We start from the raw sequence: 17,205 nt of genomic DNA on the forward strand, positions 1-17,205 counted from the left end.
TAGCATGTGCCGGATGATCGACAAGCGTGCCGGACGGAAAGCCACCGCGGCCCCGTGCCGGGTCACCGTATGCCGCGGCTGCTGCTGCGGCGACGCGGCCAAGATCCCGGGCGTCGACCACGCCGGGCAGATACCGCGGTTGCGCGCGGCGCTCGACGGCGCGGCCCCGGTACGGGCCTCGGAGTGTCTGGACGTCTGTGACCAGGCGAATGTGGTCGTGGTCCAGCCGTCGCCCGCGGGACGGGCGGCCGGCGGGCGCCCGGTGTGGCTGGGGCTGGTCAACGACGACGACGCGCTGGCCGACATCGCCGCGTGGATCCGGGCCGGCGGGCCCGGCCTGGCCGAACCGCCGGGCGTGCTCGACCTCTATGCGATCACGGTGTCGCGGCGGGTGCGGGAGGGGCTGGAGGGCTGAGGCGTCACGACAGGCGCCACGACAGGCCCCACGACAGGGCCACGACGGGGCTACGACGGGGCCGCAGTGGGGTACGACGGCACCGGGCCCCGCATCGAGCCGCCCGCCGGCGCCCTTGAAGGACACCGCCACCGGTTACCGGAGTCTTACGACAGCAGGCCGGCCCGCCCGCCGGCGCGCGTACTGGTGTTGGCTGGAACCATGACGCTTCTCTCCAGAAGGGCACGCTGAGCCCGTGCACCGCGCAACGCCGCCCTCCACGCCCCCGCCGGTCCCGCCGCACGGGCCGCCGCGCCGTGTCCTGGTCGTCGAGGACGATCCGACCGTCGCGGAAGTCGTCACCGGTTATCTCTCCCGCGCCGGCTACATCACCCGGCACGCCGCCGACGGTTTCGCCGCCCTCGACCGGGCCGCGGAGTTCCGTCCGCATCTCGTGGTGCTCGATCTGATGCTGCCCGGCATCGACGGTCTGGAGGTGTGCCGCCGGCTGCGCCGCGCCGACGACGGCCCGGCGGTCCCGGTGGTGATGCTGACGGCCCGCGGCGAGGAGGCGGACCGCATCCTCGGCCTGGAACTGGGCGCGGACGACTATGTGACCAAGCCCTTCAGCCCGCGGGAGCTGGTGTTGCGGATCGGCTCGGTGCTGCGCCGCGCGGAGTCCGCGCCGCCGGCCGCGGCGCCCTCGGCCGTCCTGTGCGCCGGGGACCTCCGTGCCGACCCCGGCGGACGGCGCGCCGAACGCCGCGGACGGGAACTCTCCCTCACCGCCCGCGAGTTCGACCTGCTGGTCTTCCTGATGCGCCACCCCGGACAGGTCTTCTCCCGGGAGGAGCTGCTGGCCCGGGTCTGGGGCTGGGAGTTCGGCGATCTGTCCACGGTGACCGTGCATGTGCGGCGGCTGCGCGAGAAGATCGAGGAGGATCCGGCCGCGCCACGGCTGGTGACGACGGTCTGGGGCGCGGGCTACCGCTTCGACCCCATGGAGGACGAGCCTGCGCCGGATCCCGGACCACTGCTGGGAGGCGATCCGCTCTCATGACGGACTTCCTGGTCATCGTGGCGCTGGCGGCGCTGGGCGCGGCGCTGGCGGGTGTGCTCGCCGCGCCCGCGGTACGGGTGCTGCGGCGGCGCTCGGTCGCGCTGTCGCTGTTCGCGGTGGCGGTGCTGGCGGTGGCCGCGATGGCGGCGGGCACGGTGGCGGTCGCCCAGGCGATGTTCCTGTCCGGGCACGACCTGGGCGTGGTGATGGCCGTGGTGGCCGTCTCCGGGGTGGTGTCGCTGGCGGCCGCGCTGCTCTTCGGCCGCCGGATCGCGGCGGGCAGCCGGGAGCTGGCACGTTCGGCCCGTACGGTCGGCAGCGAGGGCGGCTTCGTGGCGCCGGCCGAGCCACCCACCGCCGAACTGGCCGCGCTGTCCCGGGCACTGGAGGAGACCAGCGGGCGGCTCGCCGAGGCACGGGAGCGGGAGCGGGCGCTGGATGCCTCCCGGCGCGATCTGATCGCCGGGATCTCGCACGACCTGCGCACCCCGCTCGCCGGGCTGCGGGCGATGGCCGAGGCGCTGGAGGACGGGGTCGCCGAGGACACCGCGCGCTACCACGCACGGATGCGGGTCGAGGTCGACCGGCTGGCCGCCATGGTCGACGACCTCTTCGAACTCTCCCGTATCCAGGCCGGGGCGCTGGCCCTGACGCTGTCGCGGGTGTCGGTGTACGACCTGGTGGACGATGCCCTCGCCGGGGCCGGGCCGCTGGCGCGGGCCGGCGGGGTGCGGCTGGTGGACGGCGGGGTGGTACCGCTGCCGGTGCGGGTGGACGCCCAGCAGATCACCCGCGTCCTGGGCAATCTGCTGGTCAATGCGATCCGTGCGACACCGGCGGACGGCACCGTCGCGGTCAGCGCACGGCACGAGAAGGGCCGGGTGATCCTCGCGGTCGAGGACGGCTGCGGAGGCATCCCGCCGGAGGATCTGACGCGGGTCTTCGACACCGGCTGGCGCGGCGGCGCGGCCCGCACCCCGCGCGCGGACGGCAAGGGCGGCGCCGGGCTGGGCCTGGCGATCGTCCGCGGGATCGTGGAGGCCCATGAGGGCCGGGCGACGGTTCGGAACACCGGGGCGGGCTGCCGCTTCGAGGTCGAACTGCCGTCGGCGGAGGTGGCGGTGGAGTCTTAGGGGGCGACGGATGAGGCGCGGACCCGCGGACGGACCGCGGGCGGACCGCGACCGCGGACGGACCACGACCGCGGACGGACCACGGCCGCGGACGGACCACGACCGAGCCTCCGCGGTGTGGGCGTACGGGCGCTCTGACGCACCTCAGCGCCGTGCTGCCGCCCCGTCCCGGCCCTCCGGGTCCGGGCCGCGTTCTCGGAGCTCCTCTTGGTGCTCAGCCCGGCGCTCGGGCAGGTGCTCCTCCCCGTGCCCCTCCCGGCGCTCCTCCCGGCCCTCGTCTCCCATCCGGCGCACCGGCAGGTCGCGGACGGCCCCGACCGGCGAGAAGAGCAGGATCAGGGCGGCCAGCGGCACCCCGGCGGTCGTGATCCACATGGCGGTGCGGAGGCCGAGGGCGGAGCCGAGCGCACCGCCGAGCAGCGCGCCCAGGGGCAGCGTGCCGTAGTTGAGGAAGGAGCTGCCGGCGATCAGCCGGCCGAGCAGGGCCGGCGGGCAGTAGCGCTGCTGGAAGCCCGCCTTGAGGGTGTTCCCGCCCACCGCGCCCGCACAGACGCCGAAGCTGCCCGCGACGTAGAGCAGCGCCCCGGCGCCGTGGGCGGCGAGGGGGATGAGCAACGCGGTGCCGGACAGGCCCAGTTCGCACAGCAGCATGGCACGGGCCGTGCCGAACCGGTCGGCGGCCCGGCGCGCCAGGAAGGCGCCCGCGATCCCGCCCGTACCGGCCAGCGCCAGCAGCCCGCCGACCGCGCCGGGCGGCAGACCGACCTCGCGGACCAGGAAGACCGCCGCAATCGACTGGTACCCCATGAGCGCGAGGTTGGAGGCGGCGCCGAAGAGCGTCAGGGTGCGGAACCACGCGTCGCCGGTGACCAGTCGCAGCCCCTCGGCGACGTCCGCGACCAGGGTGCGTGGTGCGTGGCCGCGGGGGTCCGGGCGTGGTTCGCGGTGCCGGATGCGGAGCAGGCACAGCAGGGATACGAGGAAGGTGGCCGACTGGGCCGGCAATGCGTCGACGGCGCCCGCCAGTTGGGCGATGAAGCCGCCCGCCCCCTGCCCCGCGATCTGCGCCGCCGAGGCGCTGCCGTGCAGCTTGGCGTTGCCCTCGGCCTGGTCGGCCGGTGCGAGCAGGCCGGGGAGATAGGCGCTGTAGGCGGTCTGGAAGACCACCGCCGCCGCACCGGCCAGCAGGGCCACGGCGATCAGCAGGCCGAGGCTGAGCCCGCCGTACCCGGCGAGGACCGGTACGGCGGCGAACAGCACCAGTGACAGGCCGGCGGCGCCCAGCATCAGGGGGCGGCGGCGCGTCCGGTCCACCCAGACACCCACCGGGAGGCCGATGAGCAGCCAGGGCAGCCAGCCGCAGGCGCTGAGCAGTCCGACCTCGAAGGTGGAGGCATGCAGGGTGGACACCGCCGCCAGCGGCATCGCCACGGTGGTGACCGCCGCCCCGAACTTCCCCGCCGTCTCACCGCACCACAGCAGCCGGAAGTCACGATGGCGGCGCAGCAGTCCGCTCATCGCTCGTGACGCTCCTTGCGTGGGAAGGACTGCAGCTGGACGACGACGGGCCGTTCCTCGGGGGTGCTCTCGGGAGTGCTCTCGGGGGTGTTCCCGGGGGCGCCCTCGCCGGGTCCGCTGTGCGCCGCCGCCCGGTGCCGTGCGACAACCTGCTCCAACTCCGCGTTCAGTGCGGCGAGTTGTCCGGGCGTCAAGCGCAGATCGTGCCACTGGGAGAGGGTGCCGGCGTCTCGCCATTCCGGGGCCCAGTCCTCGGTGAGGTAGCTGACGACCCGGTTGAAGTGCTGCTGGACGATCTCGTGCACATAGAGCGTCAGCGCGCCGCGGGTGTCCGGATCGTCGCGGAATTCGGTGGTGTCGAGCCGGTGGGCGACCCGGACCGCCCGCCACCAGCGCTCGCGCTTGGTGCCGCGGCCGGTCTCCTCCTCGATGAAGCCGTGTTCGGCGAGGTGACGCAGATGCCAGCTGACCGTCCCGGTGTTCTCACCGAGACGGCGCCCGAGCCCGGTGGCGGTGTCCGGCCCGTCGAGCCGCAGCAGCTCCAGGATGCGCATCCGCAAGGGGTGGGCGACCCCGCGCAGACTACGGGCGTCCATCCGGCGGGTCGGGGGCGCGGCCGGCGGCGTCTGCGTCGGCCGGGGCGGGGGCTGTGGTGCGGAGGCGTCGGACATGAACGGCAGCCTAGAACTGCAGAGACCCCTCTGCATAGACTTCTCTGCAGAGAGGTCTATGCAGAGAGATTCCTGCAGGAAGGTCCCAGCAGAAGAGTGGCAACGGGCGGGAACGGCCGCGCCGTTGGGGCTAGGCCGTACCCTGGGGCCCGGCCCCGTGTGGGCTCTCCCCCGCTTCCCCGCCGTCATCCGCGTCCCCATCCGCCTCCCCCTCCCCGTGCACCCACAGCGGATGCTCGCGCCGTGCCCACTGCGCGTCGACGGAGCCGGTGCGCAGACCGCGGCGTGACTCGGGGTCGCCGAACGCCTTCCAGACATGGCCGGCGATCACGAGGACCACGGCGAGCGCGAGCCAGTCGTGGACGAAGGTGGCGCCGGTGCGCCAGACCAGGGGGGCGAGACTGGTGAACCACATCAGCAGGCCGGTACCGAGCATCACCAGGACCGCGCCGGCGATCCAGGCGGCGTAGAGCTTCTGCCCGGCGTTGAACTTGCCGGCGGGCCTGCCCCCTCGGCGGCGCAGTGCGGCACGCAGCCACTGGCGGTCGTGCGGGCCGTAGCGGTTGAGGCGGGTGAGGTCGGCGCGCAGGGCACGGGAGCCGAGGCCCAGCAGCAGGGGGACGGGCAGCAGGATGCCGGACCACTCGTGGACGGTGACCATCAGATGGCGGCGGCCGACGAGTTCGGCGAGGAAGGGGAGGTAGAGACAGCCCGCGGTGAGGACGCAGACGGCCATCAAGCCGGCGGTGGCGCGGTGCACCCGGTGTTCGGCGGGGGTGAAGCGCGGGACGCGGCGGCGCGCCGTGGTGGCACCGGACCGGCTCTCAGGTGGTCGGGGCATCGTCGCGTCCGTTCGACCGGCCGACCCAGGCGTCGATGTCATATCCGAGGTTCTCCCAGTATCCGGGCTGGACATGGTCGGTGACGGTGATCCCGGAGAGCCACTTGGCCGACTTGTAGAAGTACATGGGCCCGACATAGAGACGCACCGGACCGCCGTGGACGTGGGCGAGCGGCTTGTCCTGCATCCGCAGGGCGACCAGGACGTCGTCGCGGCGGGCCTGTTCGAGGGTGAGGGATTCGCTGTAGCTGCCGTCGAAGCACGTGAAGCGGACGGCCTTCGCCTCGGGGCGGACGCCCACGGCGTCGAGGAGGGCGGAGAGGCGGACGCCCTCGAAGGGGGTGGCGGGCACCCGCCAGCCGGTCACGCACTGCACATCGCGGACGAGCCGGGTCTGCGGCAATCGGCGCAGACCGGCGAGGCTCAGGGTGGTCCGGTGGCGGACCAGGCCGTCGATGGTGAGGCGGTAGGTGCGTGCGTCCTTGGCCGGTACGGAGCCGGTCACGGAGTAGTAGCGGAAGCCGCCGCCGCCCGGGAGCAGACCGGTCAGGCCGGTGGGGTCCTGCTGTGCGGCGGCCCCGAGGGTGCTGTCGTAGGCGCTCTGCAGGAAGGGGGCCGCGGCGACGCCCGCGGCACCGGCGGCGAGCATGCCGAGCACCACTCGGCGGCCCACGGGGGTGCCGTGCCCGTCCTCGCCGCCGCCCGCCGGGCGGGGCCTCTTCGCGTCCTTGGTCACCCTTCGATTCGAACACCCCGCGGGCGCCGGGGCCAGCCTCCCGGCCCCGGCGTCAGACTTTCGTCATCAGTGCCGCCCGGTCACGGCGCGGCGGCGTCCCGGCCGCGGCACAGTGCGGTGGCCCGCGCGGCCCGGAACGCGCCCGCGCCGTCGCGGCCCGGGTACGACCACGGGGCGCGCGTGGCGTGCGGACCGATCCGCTGGAACAGCGTGGCGGCCTCGGGGATCCGCCCTTGGTGGAAGGCGGCATGGGCGAGGAAGTTGAGATCGATCTTGCGGCGCGGGTGCTCCTCGCCCTCCCACTCCAGCCACCAGTCGACGGCGCTCTGCAGCACCTGCCGGGCGCGCCGGGTGGACCAGGGGCCCCAGTCCGCGGGGTCGCAGGGAGCAAGTCCCGCGGCGGCGAGGACGCGGTAGCGCTCGGCGTACGCCACGACGGGCAGGAGGGCGAGCGGGGAGTCGGCGGGGGCACGGGCCGCCGCGTGGGCCGCGAAGACATGGACCGGGTGCCGCGGATCGTCGGTGACGCCGGGCAGCTGCTCTGCCAGGGAGGCCGTCATGAGGTGGTGTGCGTGGTGGTGGTCGCGGTGGCGGGCGCACACCTGGCGGAAGGCGTGGGCCCGTTCGTCCGGGGTACCGGTGCGGCGGGCGAGGATCAGCGCGCCGAGCCAGGGGGTGGGGTCGTCGGGCAGCATCCGGGCGGCGGTGGCACAGGCTTCGGCGGCGACCCCGGTGCCGCTCTCGCCGCGCAGGGCGAGATGGACGGTGGCGAGGGCCAGGAGCGTGGCGGCGTCACCGCTGTCCGGTTCGGCGAGCAGCCAGTCGCCGGCCCAGGTGGCGCTGCCGGGGCAGGTGGCCAGGACGGTTAATCGGTGGCCGCGCAGATCCCAGTGCGCACCTGTCCCGGCGAGCAGGGTACGTACCCTGGCCCACTGGCCGAGTGTCAACGCCTCGGCCGCCAGGGCAAGTTGGGCGTCTTCCAGGGCCGGGGTGAGAACCGGGGTGCCGGGGCAGTGGGCGCGCCGGAGGGGTGACGGCATCGTTGGCGACATCGATATCACGGGTCAGGGGCTCCATCAGGGGCTCCACGGCGCGCCGCACCGGCCTTCTCGCCGCACCGAGTCGTCCTCGGCGGGCGGGGACCGGATCCGCGCACCTCTACAGAGGGTGATGGCTTGGTCCGCACCAGTCATCACGCACAGCAAAGCGGCCCGCAGAGCTCCGCGTCAAGGTACGAAAGGGAATGGCCGAATCCGCCCCCCCTCCTCTCTCTGCCGCACCGCTCCCTCCCTCTGCCGCACCGCTCCCTCTCTCGTTGCCGACCGCATTCCCCCCGGCACTGCACCGCACCGCCCCGCCCCGTCAGGACACCGCCCGCGCCGCCGCCCGTCCCGCCGTCCGTCCGGAGAAGAGACAGCCCCCGAGGAAGGTGCCCTCCAGCGAGCGGTAGCCGTGCACCCCGCCGCCGCCGAACCCGGCCGCCTCGCCCGCCGCGTACACGCCGGGCAGGGGCGCGCCACCGTCGGTCAGCACCCGTGAGGAGAGGTCGGTCTCCAGACCGCCGAGCGTCTTGCGGGTGAGGATGTTCAGCCGTACGGCGATCAGCGGGCCGGCCTCGGGGTCGAGCAGCCGGTGCGGCGCCGCGGTGCGGATCAGGCGGTCCCCGAGGTAGGCGCGGGCCCCGCGGATCGCGGTCACCTGGAGGTCCTTGGTGAAGGAGTGGGCGATCTCCCGGTCCCGCGCCACGATCGCGTCGCGCAGCGCCTCCTCCGCTATCAGCGGCTCCTTGGTCAGCTCGTTCATCCGCCGCACCAGATCGGTCAGCGAGCGCTCGACGACGAAGTCCGCGCCACGGTCCATGAACGCCTGCACCGGCCCCGGTGCGCCGGCCCTGGCCCGGCCCAGCACCCCGCGGATGCTCTTGCCGGTCAGATCGGGGTTCTGCTCGGACCCGGAGAGGGTGAACTCCTTTTCGATGATCTTCTGGGTGAGCACGAACCAGGTGTGGTCATGGCCGGTCCGCATGATGTGTTCGAGGGTGCCTAGGGTGTCGAAGCCGGGGAAGAGCGGCACCGGCAGCCGCTTGCCGCGCGCGTCGAGCCACAGCGGGGAGGGTCCGGACAGGATCCGGATGCCGTGCTGCGGCCAGATCGGATTCCAGTTGTCGATGCCCTCGGTGTAGTGCCACATCCGGTCGCGGTTGATGATCCGGCCGCCGGCCGCCTCGGCGATGCCCAGCATCTTGCCGTCCACATGCGCGGGCACTCCGGACAGCATCCGCCGCGGGGGCGTGCCGAGCCGTTCGGGCCAGTTGGCCCGCACCAGCTCGTGATTGCCGCCGATACCGCCCGAGGTGACGATCACGGCCTGGGCCTTGAGCTCGAAGGCCCCGGCCACCTCACGGCTGCTGGGCCTGCCGCGCTCGGCGTCCGAGGGCTCCAGGACCTCGCCGCTGACGGTGTCCACGCTCCCCGCGGTGCGCGACAGCCCGGTCACCCGGTGGCGGAAACGCAGCTCCACCAGTCCGCGGGCGGCCCCGGCCCGCACCCGGCGCTCGAAGGGGGCCACCAGCCCGGGCCCTGTGCCCCAGGTGATGTGGAAGCGGGGGACGGAGTTGCCGTGCCCTGTCGCGTCGTAGCCGCCGCGCTCGGCCCAGCCGACGACGGGGAAGAGCCGTACGCCCTGCCGGTGCAGCCAGGAGCGCTTCTCGCCGGCCGCGAAATCGACGTAGGCCTCGGCCCAGGAGCGCGGCCAGTGGTCCTCGGGCCGGTCAAAGCCGGCCGTGCCCAGCCAGTCCTGCCACGCCAGCGCATGGCTGTCGCGGATGCGCAGCCGGCGCTGTTCGGGGGAGTCCACCAGGAAGAGACCGCCGAAGGACCAGTGGGCCTGGCCGCCGAGGGACTGCTCGGGCTCCTGATCGAGGAGGATCACCTTCCGTCCGGCGTCCACCAGTTCCGCGGTGGCCGCCAGGCCCGCGAGCCCCGCTCCGATCACGATCACATCAGCGTCGTACGCCATCTCAGCAACTCCTCAACGGGGCTCGCCGGGCGCCCCGGCCGCCTGGTGGAACGATCCTCAGCGCACCCGACTGCCGCGTCAACCACCTGGTTACCGCGCAGTACACAGAGGCGCGCGGGAGAATGGTCGGTGACGAGGGCCACCCCACGCCCGCCGCCTGGTGACTATCCTCAGGCGCATCCCCCGCCCCCGATACGAGGTGCGACGTGACGGTGATACTGCTCGCCCTTGGAGCGGCCTGCTGTCTGGGACTCGGCTTCGTGTTTCAGCAGGCCGCGGCGCAGCACGCGCCGATGAAGGACTACCTCTCGGTACGTCTGCTGCTCGATCTGGTGCGGATGCCGCTGTGGCTGGCCGGTATCGGTCTGATGGTGGTCGGGATGGCGCTCGGCGCGATGGCGCTGGGGATGGGCGACATCACTCTGGTGGAGCCGCTGCTGGCGACCAATCTGCTGTTCGCGATGGCGCTGTCGCGGCGGCTGACCCGGCAGCGGCTCGGCCGGAGCGGCTGGGCCGGGCTGTGGCTGCTGGCGGGCGGGGTGACGGCCTTCATCGTGGCCGGGCGCCCCCAGGGCGGGCAGCGCAGCGCGGATCATCTGTGGCAGTGGCTGATCATGGGCATGGTGCTGGGCACCGCGTTGCTGCTGGCGGCGGTCGCCAAGCGGGAGCGGGTGCATGTGAGCCTGGAGGCCGCCCTGCTGGGGATCGCGGCGGGCCTGATCTACGGGCTGCAGGACGCGCTGACCCGGATCAGCGGGGAGCACTTCAGCGAGGGCGGCTGGTCGGCCCTGGTCACCAGCTGGCAGCCGTACGCCATCGTGGTGCTCGGTGTGCTGGCGCTGGTGCTCGTGCAGAGCGCCTTCGAGTCGGCGCCGCTGCGGCTCTCGCTGCCCGCGCTGACCGCCGCCCAGCCGCTGGCCGGCATCGCCTGCGGGGTGGGGTTCCTCGGCGACCAGCTGCGGGTGACGCCCGGGGCACTGGCGTGGGAAGTGACCGGGATCGTGGCCGTCGTCGCGGGCATCGTGCTGATCGGCAGCCATCCGGCGATGCCGCCGGGGTCCGGCCGGCGGGAGAACGTACGGGAGCTGCAGCCGCACTGAGGAGGGCGTCCCGGGCCGCTCCCCCGCGGTGGCGGCCGCCCTCGCCGACCGCCGCCCGGAGATCGCCGCCCGGTGAGCTGGGCCCGGGGCCCGGGTGGTTGCATGGCTGCCATGACCGATCAGCAACCGCTCAACGCGGACGAGATCCTCGACGTCGTCGATGAGAACGATCAGGTCGTGGGGCAGGCCCCACGCGGTGAGACCTACGCCCGCAGGATGCGCACCCGCTGCGCGTTCGTCCTCGCCCGGGACGAGGCGGACCGGATCTTCGTCCACCGCCGCACCCCGCAGAAGCTCGTCTTCCCCTCGCACTACGACATGTTCGTGGGAGGGGTGGTCGGCACCGGCGAGACCTACGACCAGGCGGCGCTGCGCGAGGCCGAGGAGGAGCTGGGGGTCCAGGGGCTGGAGCCGCCCGAGCCGCTGTTCAAGTTCCTCTACGAGACGGCCGAGCACACCTGGTGGTCCGCGGTCTACCAGGTGCGCTGCACCCTGCCGGTCGCCCCGCAGGAGTCGGAGATCGACTGGTCCGCGTTCCTGACCGAACAGGAGCTGGCCCGGCGGCTCGACGAGTGGCCGTGGACGCCGGACGGGCTCGCCGCGTACCGGGAGCTGCTGGCCCGGCGGGAGGCGGGGGAACTCTGATGCGCCCCGGGCAGGGCACCGGCCGGCGGATAGGGTTTCGGCCATGATCCTTACCGAGGCGCTGCGGTCGGCCGGCGCGGCCGTACGGCTGTGGTTCTCGCCGGCTCGGATCCGCGAGGAGGGCGCGACCCCCGACTACCGCTTCTCGCTCGCCAACGAGCGCACCTTCCTCGCCTGGCTGCGCACCGGGCTGGCACTGATCGGCGGCGGCTTCGCGGTGGACCAGTTCCTGCCCCGGCTGCACCAGGGGCTGCGGGTGACCTTCACCGTGGTCCTGCTGGTGGGCGGCGCGCTGTGTGCGCTGCGGGCGGTCAATCACTGGGTGCGCTGCGAGCGCGCGATGCGGCGCGGTGAGGACCTGCCGGTCAGCCGCTTCCCCACGGCGCTGGCGCTGAGCGTCGGCGTCCTGGCGGTGGCGGTGGTCGTCCTGGTCCTCCTGGGCCGGACGACCTAGCCGGTGGCGGGCACAGGGCCCCCGGGCGCGGGGCCGCCGCGTCCGGCCCCCGACCGGGACCCGGGGCTGCAGCCGGAGCGGACCAGGCTGGCGTGGCGGCGTACCACGCTGTCCGCCACGGCGATGGCGGTGCTGGCCGCCCGTCAGCTGCTGCGGAACGCCGCTCCCGGACCGGCGGAGGTGGTTCTGGCGGCGCTGACCGGCCTGTTGTGGATCGCGTTCGTGGCGCTCGCGCACCGCCGGATGCAGGCCATGGTCACCGGCCGCCCGCCGGGCCTGTCCCCGCGGGCGGCCCTGCTGCTGGTCGGCTGCACTCTCGGGCTGGCGCTGTGCGGCGCGGTGATATTGGTGCGGCCGGGGCACTGAGCCGGGACACTGAGCCGGGGTGCCGATCCGGGGAGCCGATCCGGGACGCCGATCCAGGACGCCGATCCGGGACGCCGATCCGGGGTGCGGCGCCACCGCGGCGGGCGGTGGAGGTACCGTGACGCGACCCCCCGCCGTCCCGGGTCGGGACCGACTCCCGCCCCGGCAGCGGGGCATGAGGGACCACCGGACGAGGAGACACACACGCATGGGCGACTCGGCAGCACGGAACACGCCGGCACAGACCCCGGCAGCGCACACCTCGGCGGCACCGACCCCCGAGCCCTACCTCACCGAACTGGCCGCCGGAGTCCACGCCTTCATCCAGCCGGACGGCGGCTGGTGCCTGAACAACGCGGGCTTCATCACCGACGGGGACGCCACCCTGGTCGTGGACACCGCCGCCACCGAGCACCGGGCACGCCTGCTGCGCCGCCGGATCGCCGAGAGCGGCGCGCCCACGCCCCGCATGGTGGTCAACACGCACCACCACGGCGACCACACCTACGGCAACTGCGTCTTCGCGCCCGAGGCGACGGTCATCGGGCACGCCTCCTGCCGCCGTGAGCTGCTGGCCGCCGGACAGCAGCTGCACGCGGTGTGGCCCGAGGTCGAGTACGGCGACATCCGCCTGGCGGCGCCCGAGGTCACCTACACCGACGAGCTGGCGCTGCACGTCGGGGACATCGAGGTGCGGCTGATCCACCCGGGCGTGGCGCACACCACCGGCGACACCGTCGTCTGGCTGCCGCGGCAGCGCATCGTCTTCGCCGGCGATCTGGTCTTCCACGGCGGTACCCCGTTCGTCTTCATGGGGTCGCTGGCCGGATCGCTGCGGGCGCTGGAGTTGCTGCGCACCCTGGACGCGGTCACCGTCGTCCCCGGGCACGGTCCGGTGACCGGTCCCGAGGTGTACGACGGCATCGAGCGCTATCTGCGGTTCGTCGGCCGGCTGGCGCAGGAGGGCCGGGCGGCCGGCCGTACGCCGCTGGAGGTGGCCCGGGAGGCGGACCTCGGCCCGTTCGCGGAGCTGGCCGAGAGCGAGCGGCTGGTGGCGAACCTGCACCGGGCGTATGCGGAGCTGGCGGGCACCGCGCCGGGTGCCCCGCTCGACCTGGTGGCCGGGTTCGGCGATATGACGGTGATGAACGGCGGGGTGCCGATGGCGTGTCACGCCTGACCACGGCCGTGCTGCCGGAGGCCTGAGAGGAGGCCTGGGGCGACCGGGGCGGAGGCGACCGGAGTCGGGGCGTCCGGGGCCGGCGCGTCCGGGGCCGGCGCGTCCGGGGTCAGGGGCAGCCGGACCGGGGGCGTCCAGGGCCTCCGATGCGGCGGAGGTGTGGCGGAAAAACCTCGCGTGACCCACGCCCCACGCCCCGGCACTGGACTCCATACCGACTAGTCGGCATGATCGTGCTGCGACCGATCGACCGTCCACTCCGTACGGAGGAGCACGATGAGCAAGGGCACCCCTCCCCCGCAGGCCCAGGACCGGAAGGATCCCCCCGGCCTCGACCTGGAGCGATTGCGCGAGCATCTGGGCCGGGAGCGGCCGGAGCTGGCCGGCGGCCCGCTGCGGGCCCGGCTGATCGAGGGCGGGCGGTCCAATCTCACCTACCGGGTCACCGACGGTGCCGCGTCCTGGGTCGTCCGCCGGCCGCCGCTCGGCCATGTACTGGCGACCGCGCACGACATGCGGCGCGAGCACCGGGTCATCAGCGCCCTGCACGAGACGCCGGTGCCGGTGCCCGAGGCGCTGCTGCTGTGCGAGGACGAGTCGGTCATCGGCGCGCCCTTCTACGTGATGGAGCTGGTCGAGGGCGTGCCCTACCGCACGGCCGACCAGCTGGCCCCGCTCGGGCCCGAGCGCACCCGGGCCGTGGTGCTCTCCCTGGTCGATACGCTCGTGGACCTGCACGCCGTGGACCCCGAGGCGGTCGGACTCGGCGACTTCGGCCGCCCCGACGGCTTCCTGGAGCGCCAACTGCGCCGCTGGGGCAAGCAGTTGAGCGCGTCGAAGAACCGTGACCTGCCGGGGATCGACGAGCTGCACGAGACGCTGGGCCGGTCGCTGCCCGCCTCGCCCGCCCCGGCCGTCGTCCACGGCGACTACCGCCTCGACAACGTCCTGATCGGGGCCGACGACACCCTCAACGCCGTCCTGGACTGGGAGATGTCCACGCTCGGCGATCCGCTGACCGACCTCGGCCTGCTGGCGATGTACAGCTCGGACCTGGGCCTGTCCCGGTCGCCGGTCAGCACCACCAGCGGCGCCCCCGGCCACCCCTCACCGGGCGAGCTGATCGAGCGCTATGCCGCCCGCTCCGGCCGGGACACCTCCGCCATCGCCTGGTACACGGCGTTCGCCTGGTTCAAGCTCGCCGTGATCCTCGAGGGCATCCACTACCGCTTCACGCTCGGCCAGACCGTAGGCGCCGGGTTCGACCGGATCGGCGAGCTCGTCCCCGTCTTCATCGACCACGGACTCTCCACCCTCAAGGAAGGCTGAGGCACCCATGGACTTCGCATTCGACGCCCGGACCGAGGAACTGCGCGCGCGGCTCCTGACGTTCATGGACGAGCATGTCTACCCGGCCGAGCAGACCGCCCATGAGCAGCGGGCCGCACTCGCCTCACCGTGGGACACCCCGGTGATCGTCGAGGAGCTGAAGGCCGAGGCCCGCAGGCAGGGCCTGTGGAATCTGTTCCTGCCCGACGCGGAGCACGGTGCCGGGCTGACGAACCTCCAGTACGCCCCGCTGGCCGAAATCACCGGCCGCAGCCCCCAGTTGGCGCCCACCGCACTGAACTGCGCGGCGCCGGACACCGGCAACATGGAGGTACTGGCGCAGTTCGGCAACGAGGCGCAGAAGAAGCAGTGGCTGGAGCCGCTGCTGGCCGGTGAGATCCGGTCGGCGTTCGCGATGACCGAGCCGGAGGTGGCCTCGTCGGACGCCACCAACATCGAGACGCATATCGCGCGCGACGATGGGGGTACCTCCCGTTCGAGCGGAGCCGAGAGTGGGGGAGGCTATGTCATCAACGGGCGCAAGTGGTACATCTCCGGCGCGATGAACCCGCTGTGCCAGATCTTCATCGTGATGGGCAAGACCGACCCGGACGGTACGGACATCCGCCGGCAGCAGTCGATGATCCTGGTCCCGCGGGACACCCCCGGCGTGGAGGTCAAGCGCGCCATGCAGGTCTACGGCTACGAGGACCACTACCACGGCGGCCACGCCGAGGTGGTCTTCCACGACGTACGGGTGCCGGCGGCCAACCTGATCGGTGAGGAGGGCGGCGGCTTCGGCATCGCCCAGGCGCGGCTCGGCCCCGGCCGGATCCACCACTGCATGCGGCTGATCGGCATGGCCGAGCGCGCCATCGAGCTGATGTGCCGCCGTGCGGTGACCCGCACGGCGTTCGGCAAGCCGCTGGCCCAGCAGGGCGTGGTGCAGGAGTGGATCGCGGATGCCCGGGTGGCGGTGGAGCAGCTGCGGCTGCTGGTGCTGAAGACCGCCTGGCTGATGGACACCGTCGGCAACAAGGGTGCCCACACCGAGATCCAGGCCATCAAGATCGCCACTCCGCGCACCGTCGTGGACATCCTCGACAAAGCGGTACAGCTGCACGGCGCGGGCGGCGTCAGCCAGGACTTCCCCCTGGCGGAGCTGTGGGCCGGCGCCCGTACCCTCCAGCTGGCGGACGGACCCGACGAGGTGCACCAACGGTCCCTGGCACGCCGCGAGTTGAAGCGCTATCTGTAGGGCCTGACGGCCCGGGGCCGCCCCGGTACCGCAGCCGTGCCCGAGGGAGTGGGGACCTCGGGCACGGCCTGCCCGCGCCGCGGGCGGGGCGCCTCGTCCACCGGTCGGAGCGGGCCCCGGCCGGGAGGGGCCCCGCCGCTATCCTCGGGGAATGCGTATCGGAGAACTGGCGCGGCGGACCGGGGTGCCGGTTCCGTCGATCAAGTACTACACCCGGGAGGGCATGTTGCCCCCGGGCGAGCGCATCAGTCCGAACCAGGTCCGGTACGCCGAATCGCACATCCGGCGGCTGAAGCTGATCCGGGCTCTGACCGAAGTGGGCGGCTTGTCCATCGCGGCCGCCGCCGAGGTGCTGGCCGGCATCGACTCTCCGGGCACCACCCCGCACGGCATGCTCGGGACCGCGCAGTCGGCGGTCAGCAAGGTGGCCGCCGAGCGGGGCACCGACGAGATGTGGGAGCGCGCCGAGCGCGAGGTCGCGGAGCTGGTGCGGCGGCACGACTGGGCGGTGCGGCCGGAGAATCCGGGGTGGCGGACGCTGGTGCAGGTCGTGGTGGCCTACCACGAGCTCGACCAGAGCGAGCTGCTGGGCCTGCTCGACCGGTACGCGCAGGCCGCCGGGTCCCTGGCCGCCGCCGAGCTGGCGGCGTTCGACGGGGTCCCGAGCCTCGACGCCCAGATCGAGGGTGCGGTGCTCGGGACCGTGCTGGGCGACACGGCGATGGCCGCACTGCGGCGTATCGCCCAGGAGGACGTGGCCCGGCGGGTGCGGGCGCGGTCTCAGACCGGGTGAACGGGGTCGCCGGCCGGCACGAGGTGATGCACCCGGGCCGGCGGCAGGTTGCCCAGCACCAGTTCGGTGCGGAAGGTGTGCCGGTCGAGTATGCGGCGCAGCGCGTTCTGGCCGTCGAGGGCGTGGACCCGGGCGGCCGGGCCGCTGAACGTGCGGCGGACCGTGGCCCCGCCGACGTAGCCGAAGAAGGAGAGCGTGCCGCCGGGCCGCAGGGCGCCGAGCAGCCGGTCGAAGATGTCCGTCGTGGTCGGGGCGTCGAAGTTCGCGAACGGCAGGCCGCAGACGATCGTGTCGTAGGTGCCGAGTTCGTGCTCCTGCACCAGGCCGGTGAGGAACTGCAGCCGGGGATCGCTGCCGTAGGCGCCGTGCAGGATGTCGACGAAGCGCGGGTTGGCCTCGACCAGGTCGAGGGTGTCCTCCCGGCCGAGCGCATCGGCGATGTGGCGGGTCACCGCGCCGGTGCCGGGACCCACCTCCAGGACCGCGCGGGAGCGGCCGGGGCTGGGGATCAGATAGCGGGTCAGGGCCCTGCCGAGCCGGGGACTGCTCGGAGCAATCGCGCCCACCTCCCGGCGCGTCCGTGCGTACTCCCGGAGAAACAGCGTCACTTCAGCCACAAGGCCACCCACATCGGTAGTGATAGCAGAACTATCGATACCGTAAGTTACGGACCACGGATGAGGACAGTCCCGATCCGTGACCACGCCTT

At 73.4% G+C, this 17,205-nt stretch carries 18 protein-coding genes; 11 read left to right on the forward strand and 7 right to left on the reverse strand.

Annotation, left to right across the window (positions count from 1 at the left end):
* The first annotated feature begins 13 nt into the window (after positions 1-13).
* From ACGFR7_RS22750 to ACGFR7_RS22760, 3 genes are all read left to right on the forward strand, one after another.
* Positions 14-415 (forward strand): (2Fe-2S) ferredoxin domain-containing protein, encoded by a 402-nt coding sequence (locus tag ACGFR7_RS22750; protein ID WP_393322099.1) that lies wholly within the window; start codon positions 14-16, stop codon positions 413-415.
* A gap of 235 nt (positions 416-650) precedes the next feature.
* The gene (locus tag ACGFR7_RS22755; protein WP_393322102.1) at positions 651-1,454 is read left to right on the forward strand and encodes a response regulator transcription factor; all 804 of its coding nucleotides are present in this window, start codon (positions 651-653) and stop codon (positions 1,452-1,454) included.
* A complete protein-coding gene (locus ACGFR7_RS22760; RefSeq protein ID WP_393322105.1) occupies positions 1,451-2,587 on the forward strand; it encodes a sensor histidine kinase in 1,137 nt (378 codons plus the stop codon). The genes ACGFR7_RS22755 and ACGFR7_RS22760 overlap by 4 nt, the downstream gene beginning before the upstream one ends.
* 144 nt (positions 2,588-2,731) lie before the next feature.
* On the opposite strand, the gene ACGFR7_RS22765 is transcribed toward ACGFR7_RS22760, so the two are convergent.
* The 6 genes from ACGFR7_RS22765 to ACGFR7_RS22790 all read right to left on the reverse strand — a co-directional run bounded on the left by ACGFR7_RS22765 (position 2,732) and on the right by ACGFR7_RS22790 (position 9,371).
* Positions 2,732-4,105, reverse strand: coding sequence for an MFS transporter (locus ACGFR7_RS22765; protein WP_393322108.1), 1,374 nt, complete (start codon positions 4,103-4,105; stop codon positions 2,732-2,734).
* Complete coding sequence (locus ACGFR7_RS22770; protein ID WP_393322403.1) at positions 4,102-4,701, reverse strand: helix-turn-helix domain-containing protein; 600 nt, start codon at positions 4,699-4,701, stop codon at positions 4,102-4,104. Before ACGFR7_RS22770 ends, ACGFR7_RS22765 begins: the two co-directional genes overlap by 4 nt.
* A 205-nt stretch (positions 4,702-4,906) precedes the next feature.
* Positions 4,907-5,617: a cytochrome b/b6 domain-containing protein gene (locus ACGFR7_RS22775; protein ID WP_393322111.1), complete on the reverse strand. Its 711-nt coding sequence runs from the start codon at positions 5,615-5,617 to the stop codon at positions 4,907-4,909.
* Positions 5,601-6,353, reverse strand: coding sequence for a molybdopterin-dependent oxidoreductase (locus ACGFR7_RS22780; RefSeq protein ID WP_393322114.1), 753 nt, complete (start codon positions 6,351-6,353; stop codon positions 5,601-5,603). Before ACGFR7_RS22780 ends, ACGFR7_RS22775 begins: the two co-directional genes overlap by 17 nt.
* 80 nt (positions 6,354-6,433) lie before the next feature.
* Entirely contained in the window at positions 6,434-7,405 is a 972-nt protein-coding gene (locus tag ACGFR7_RS22785) for a tetratricopeptide repeat protein (RefSeq protein ID WP_393322117.1), read from the reverse strand.
* 310 nt (positions 7,406-7,715) lie between these two features.
* Positions 7,716-9,371 (reverse strand): FAD-binding dehydrogenase, encoded by a 1,656-nt coding sequence (locus ACGFR7_RS22790; protein WP_393322119.1) that lies wholly within the window; start codon positions 9,369-9,371, stop codon positions 7,716-7,718.
* 206 nt (positions 9,372-9,577) lie between these two features.
* Here ACGFR7_RS22790 and ACGFR7_RS22795 point away from each other — a divergent pair, with 206 nt between their 5' ends.
* The 8 genes from ACGFR7_RS22795 (at position 9,578) to ACGFR7_RS22830 (ending at position 16,496) form a co-directional block, all read left to right on the forward strand.
* Positions 9,578-10,471, forward strand: coding sequence for a DMT family transporter (locus ACGFR7_RS22795; protein WP_393322122.1), 894 nt, complete (start codon positions 9,578-9,580; stop codon positions 10,469-10,471).
* A gap of 111 nt (positions 10,472-10,582) precedes the next feature.
* Positions 10,583-11,116 (forward strand): NUDIX hydrolase, encoded by a 534-nt coding sequence (locus ACGFR7_RS22800; RefSeq protein WP_393322124.1) that lies wholly within the window; start codon positions 10,583-10,585, stop codon positions 11,114-11,116.
* A 43-nt stretch (positions 11,117-11,159) separates the two neighbouring features.
* Complete coding sequence (locus ACGFR7_RS22805; protein ID WP_393322126.1) at positions 11,160-11,570, forward strand: YidH family protein; 411 nt, start codon at positions 11,160-11,162, stop codon at positions 11,568-11,570.
* Between the two features lie 3 nt (positions 11,571-11,573).
* Positions 11,574-11,936: a DUF202 domain-containing protein gene (locus ACGFR7_RS22810; RefSeq protein WP_393322128.1), complete on the forward strand. Its 363-nt coding sequence runs from the start codon at positions 11,574-11,576 to the stop codon at positions 11,934-11,936.
* Between the two features lie 208 nt (positions 11,937-12,144).
* Complete coding sequence (locus ACGFR7_RS22815) at positions 12,145-13,116, forward strand: MBL fold metallo-hydrolase (RefSeq protein WP_393322131.1); 972 nt, start codon at positions 12,145-12,147, stop codon at positions 13,114-13,116.
* Between the two features lie 276 nt (positions 13,117-13,392).
* Complete coding sequence (locus ACGFR7_RS22820; protein WP_393322134.1) at positions 13,393-14,445, forward strand: phosphotransferase family protein; 1,053 nt, start codon at positions 13,393-13,395, stop codon at positions 14,443-14,445.
* A 7-nt stretch (positions 14,446-14,452) separates the two neighbouring features.
* Positions 14,453-15,703, forward strand: a complete 1,251-nt coding sequence (locus ACGFR7_RS22825) for an acyl-CoA dehydrogenase family protein (RefSeq protein WP_393322137.1) — start codon at positions 14,453-14,455, stop codon at positions 15,701-15,703.
* A 151-nt stretch (positions 15,704-15,854) separates the two neighbouring features.
* Positions 15,855-16,496, forward strand: a complete 642-nt coding sequence (locus ACGFR7_RS22830) for a MerR family transcriptional regulator (RefSeq protein ID WP_393322140.1) — start codon at positions 15,855-15,857, stop codon at positions 16,494-16,496.
* On the opposite strand, the gene ACGFR7_RS22835 is transcribed toward ACGFR7_RS22830, so the two are convergent.
* On the reverse strand, positions 16,484-17,104 hold the full coding sequence (locus ACGFR7_RS22835; protein ID WP_393322142.1) for a class I SAM-dependent methyltransferase: 621 nt from the start codon (positions 17,102-17,104) through the stop codon (positions 16,484-16,486). The two genes, ACGFR7_RS22830 and ACGFR7_RS22835, sit on opposite strands and share 13 nt — an antisense overlap.
* Between the last annotated feature and the right edge of the window lie 101 nt (positions 17,105-17,205).

This window comes from Streptomyces sp. NPDC048516 (assembly GCF_043199875.1).
In the GTDB taxonomy this organism is placed as follows: Bacteria; Actinomycetota; Actinomycetes; order Streptomycetales; family Streptomycetaceae; genus Streptomyces.

Excerpts from the sequence above, each read along its gene's own strand:
- ACGFR7_RS22760 (WP_393322105.1), top strand. The coding sequence starts at position 1,451 with ATGACGGACTTCCTGGTCATCGTGGCGCTGGCGGCGCTGGGCGCGGCG.
- ACGFR7_RS22820 (WP_393322134.1), top strand. The coding sequence starts at position 13,393 with ATGAGCAAGGGCACCCCTCCCCCGCAGGCCCAGGACCGGAAGGATCCC.
- ACGFR7_RS22750 (WP_393322099.1), top strand. The coding sequence starts at position 14 with ATGATCGACAAGCGTGCCGGACGGAAAGCCACCGCGGCCCCGTGCCGG.
- ACGFR7_RS22785 (WP_393322117.1), bottom strand. The coding sequence starts at position 7,405 with ATGTCGCCAACGATGCCGTCACCCCTCCGGCGCGCCCACTGCCCCGGC.
- ACGFR7_RS22775 (WP_393322111.1), bottom strand. The coding sequence starts at position 5,617 with ATGCCCCGACCACCTGAGAGCCGGTCCGGTGCCACCACGGCGCGCCGC.
- ACGFR7_RS22765 (WP_393322108.1), bottom strand. The coding sequence starts at position 4,105 with ATGAGCGGACTGCTGCGCCGCCATCGTGACTTCCGGCTGCTGTGGTGC.
- ACGFR7_RS22815 (WP_393322131.1), top strand. The coding sequence starts at position 12,145 with ATGGGCGACTCGGCAGCACGGAACACGCCGGCACAGACCCCGGCAGCG.
- ACGFR7_RS22790 (WP_393322119.1), bottom strand. The coding sequence starts at position 9,371 with ATGGCGTACGACGCTGATGTGATCGTGATCGGAGCGGGGCTCGCGGGC.
- ACGFR7_RS22800 (WP_393322124.1), top strand. The coding sequence starts at position 10,583 with ATGACCGATCAGCAACCGCTCAACGCGGACGAGATCCTCGACGTCGTC.
- ACGFR7_RS22825 (WP_393322137.1), top strand. The coding sequence starts at position 14,453 with ATGGACTTCGCATTCGACGCCCGGACCGAGGAACTGCGCGCGCGGCTC.
- ACGFR7_RS22830 (WP_393322140.1), top strand. The coding sequence starts at position 15,855 with ATGCGTATCGGAGAACTGGCGCGGCGGACCGGGGTGCCGGTTCCGTCG.
- ACGFR7_RS22805 (WP_393322126.1), top strand. The coding sequence starts at position 11,160 with ATGATCCTTACCGAGGCGCTGCGGTCGGCCGGCGCGGCCGTACGGCTG.
- ACGFR7_RS22770 (WP_393322403.1), bottom strand. The coding sequence starts at position 4,701 with ATGGACGCCCGTAGTCTGCGCGGGGTCGCCCACCCCTTGCGGATGCGC.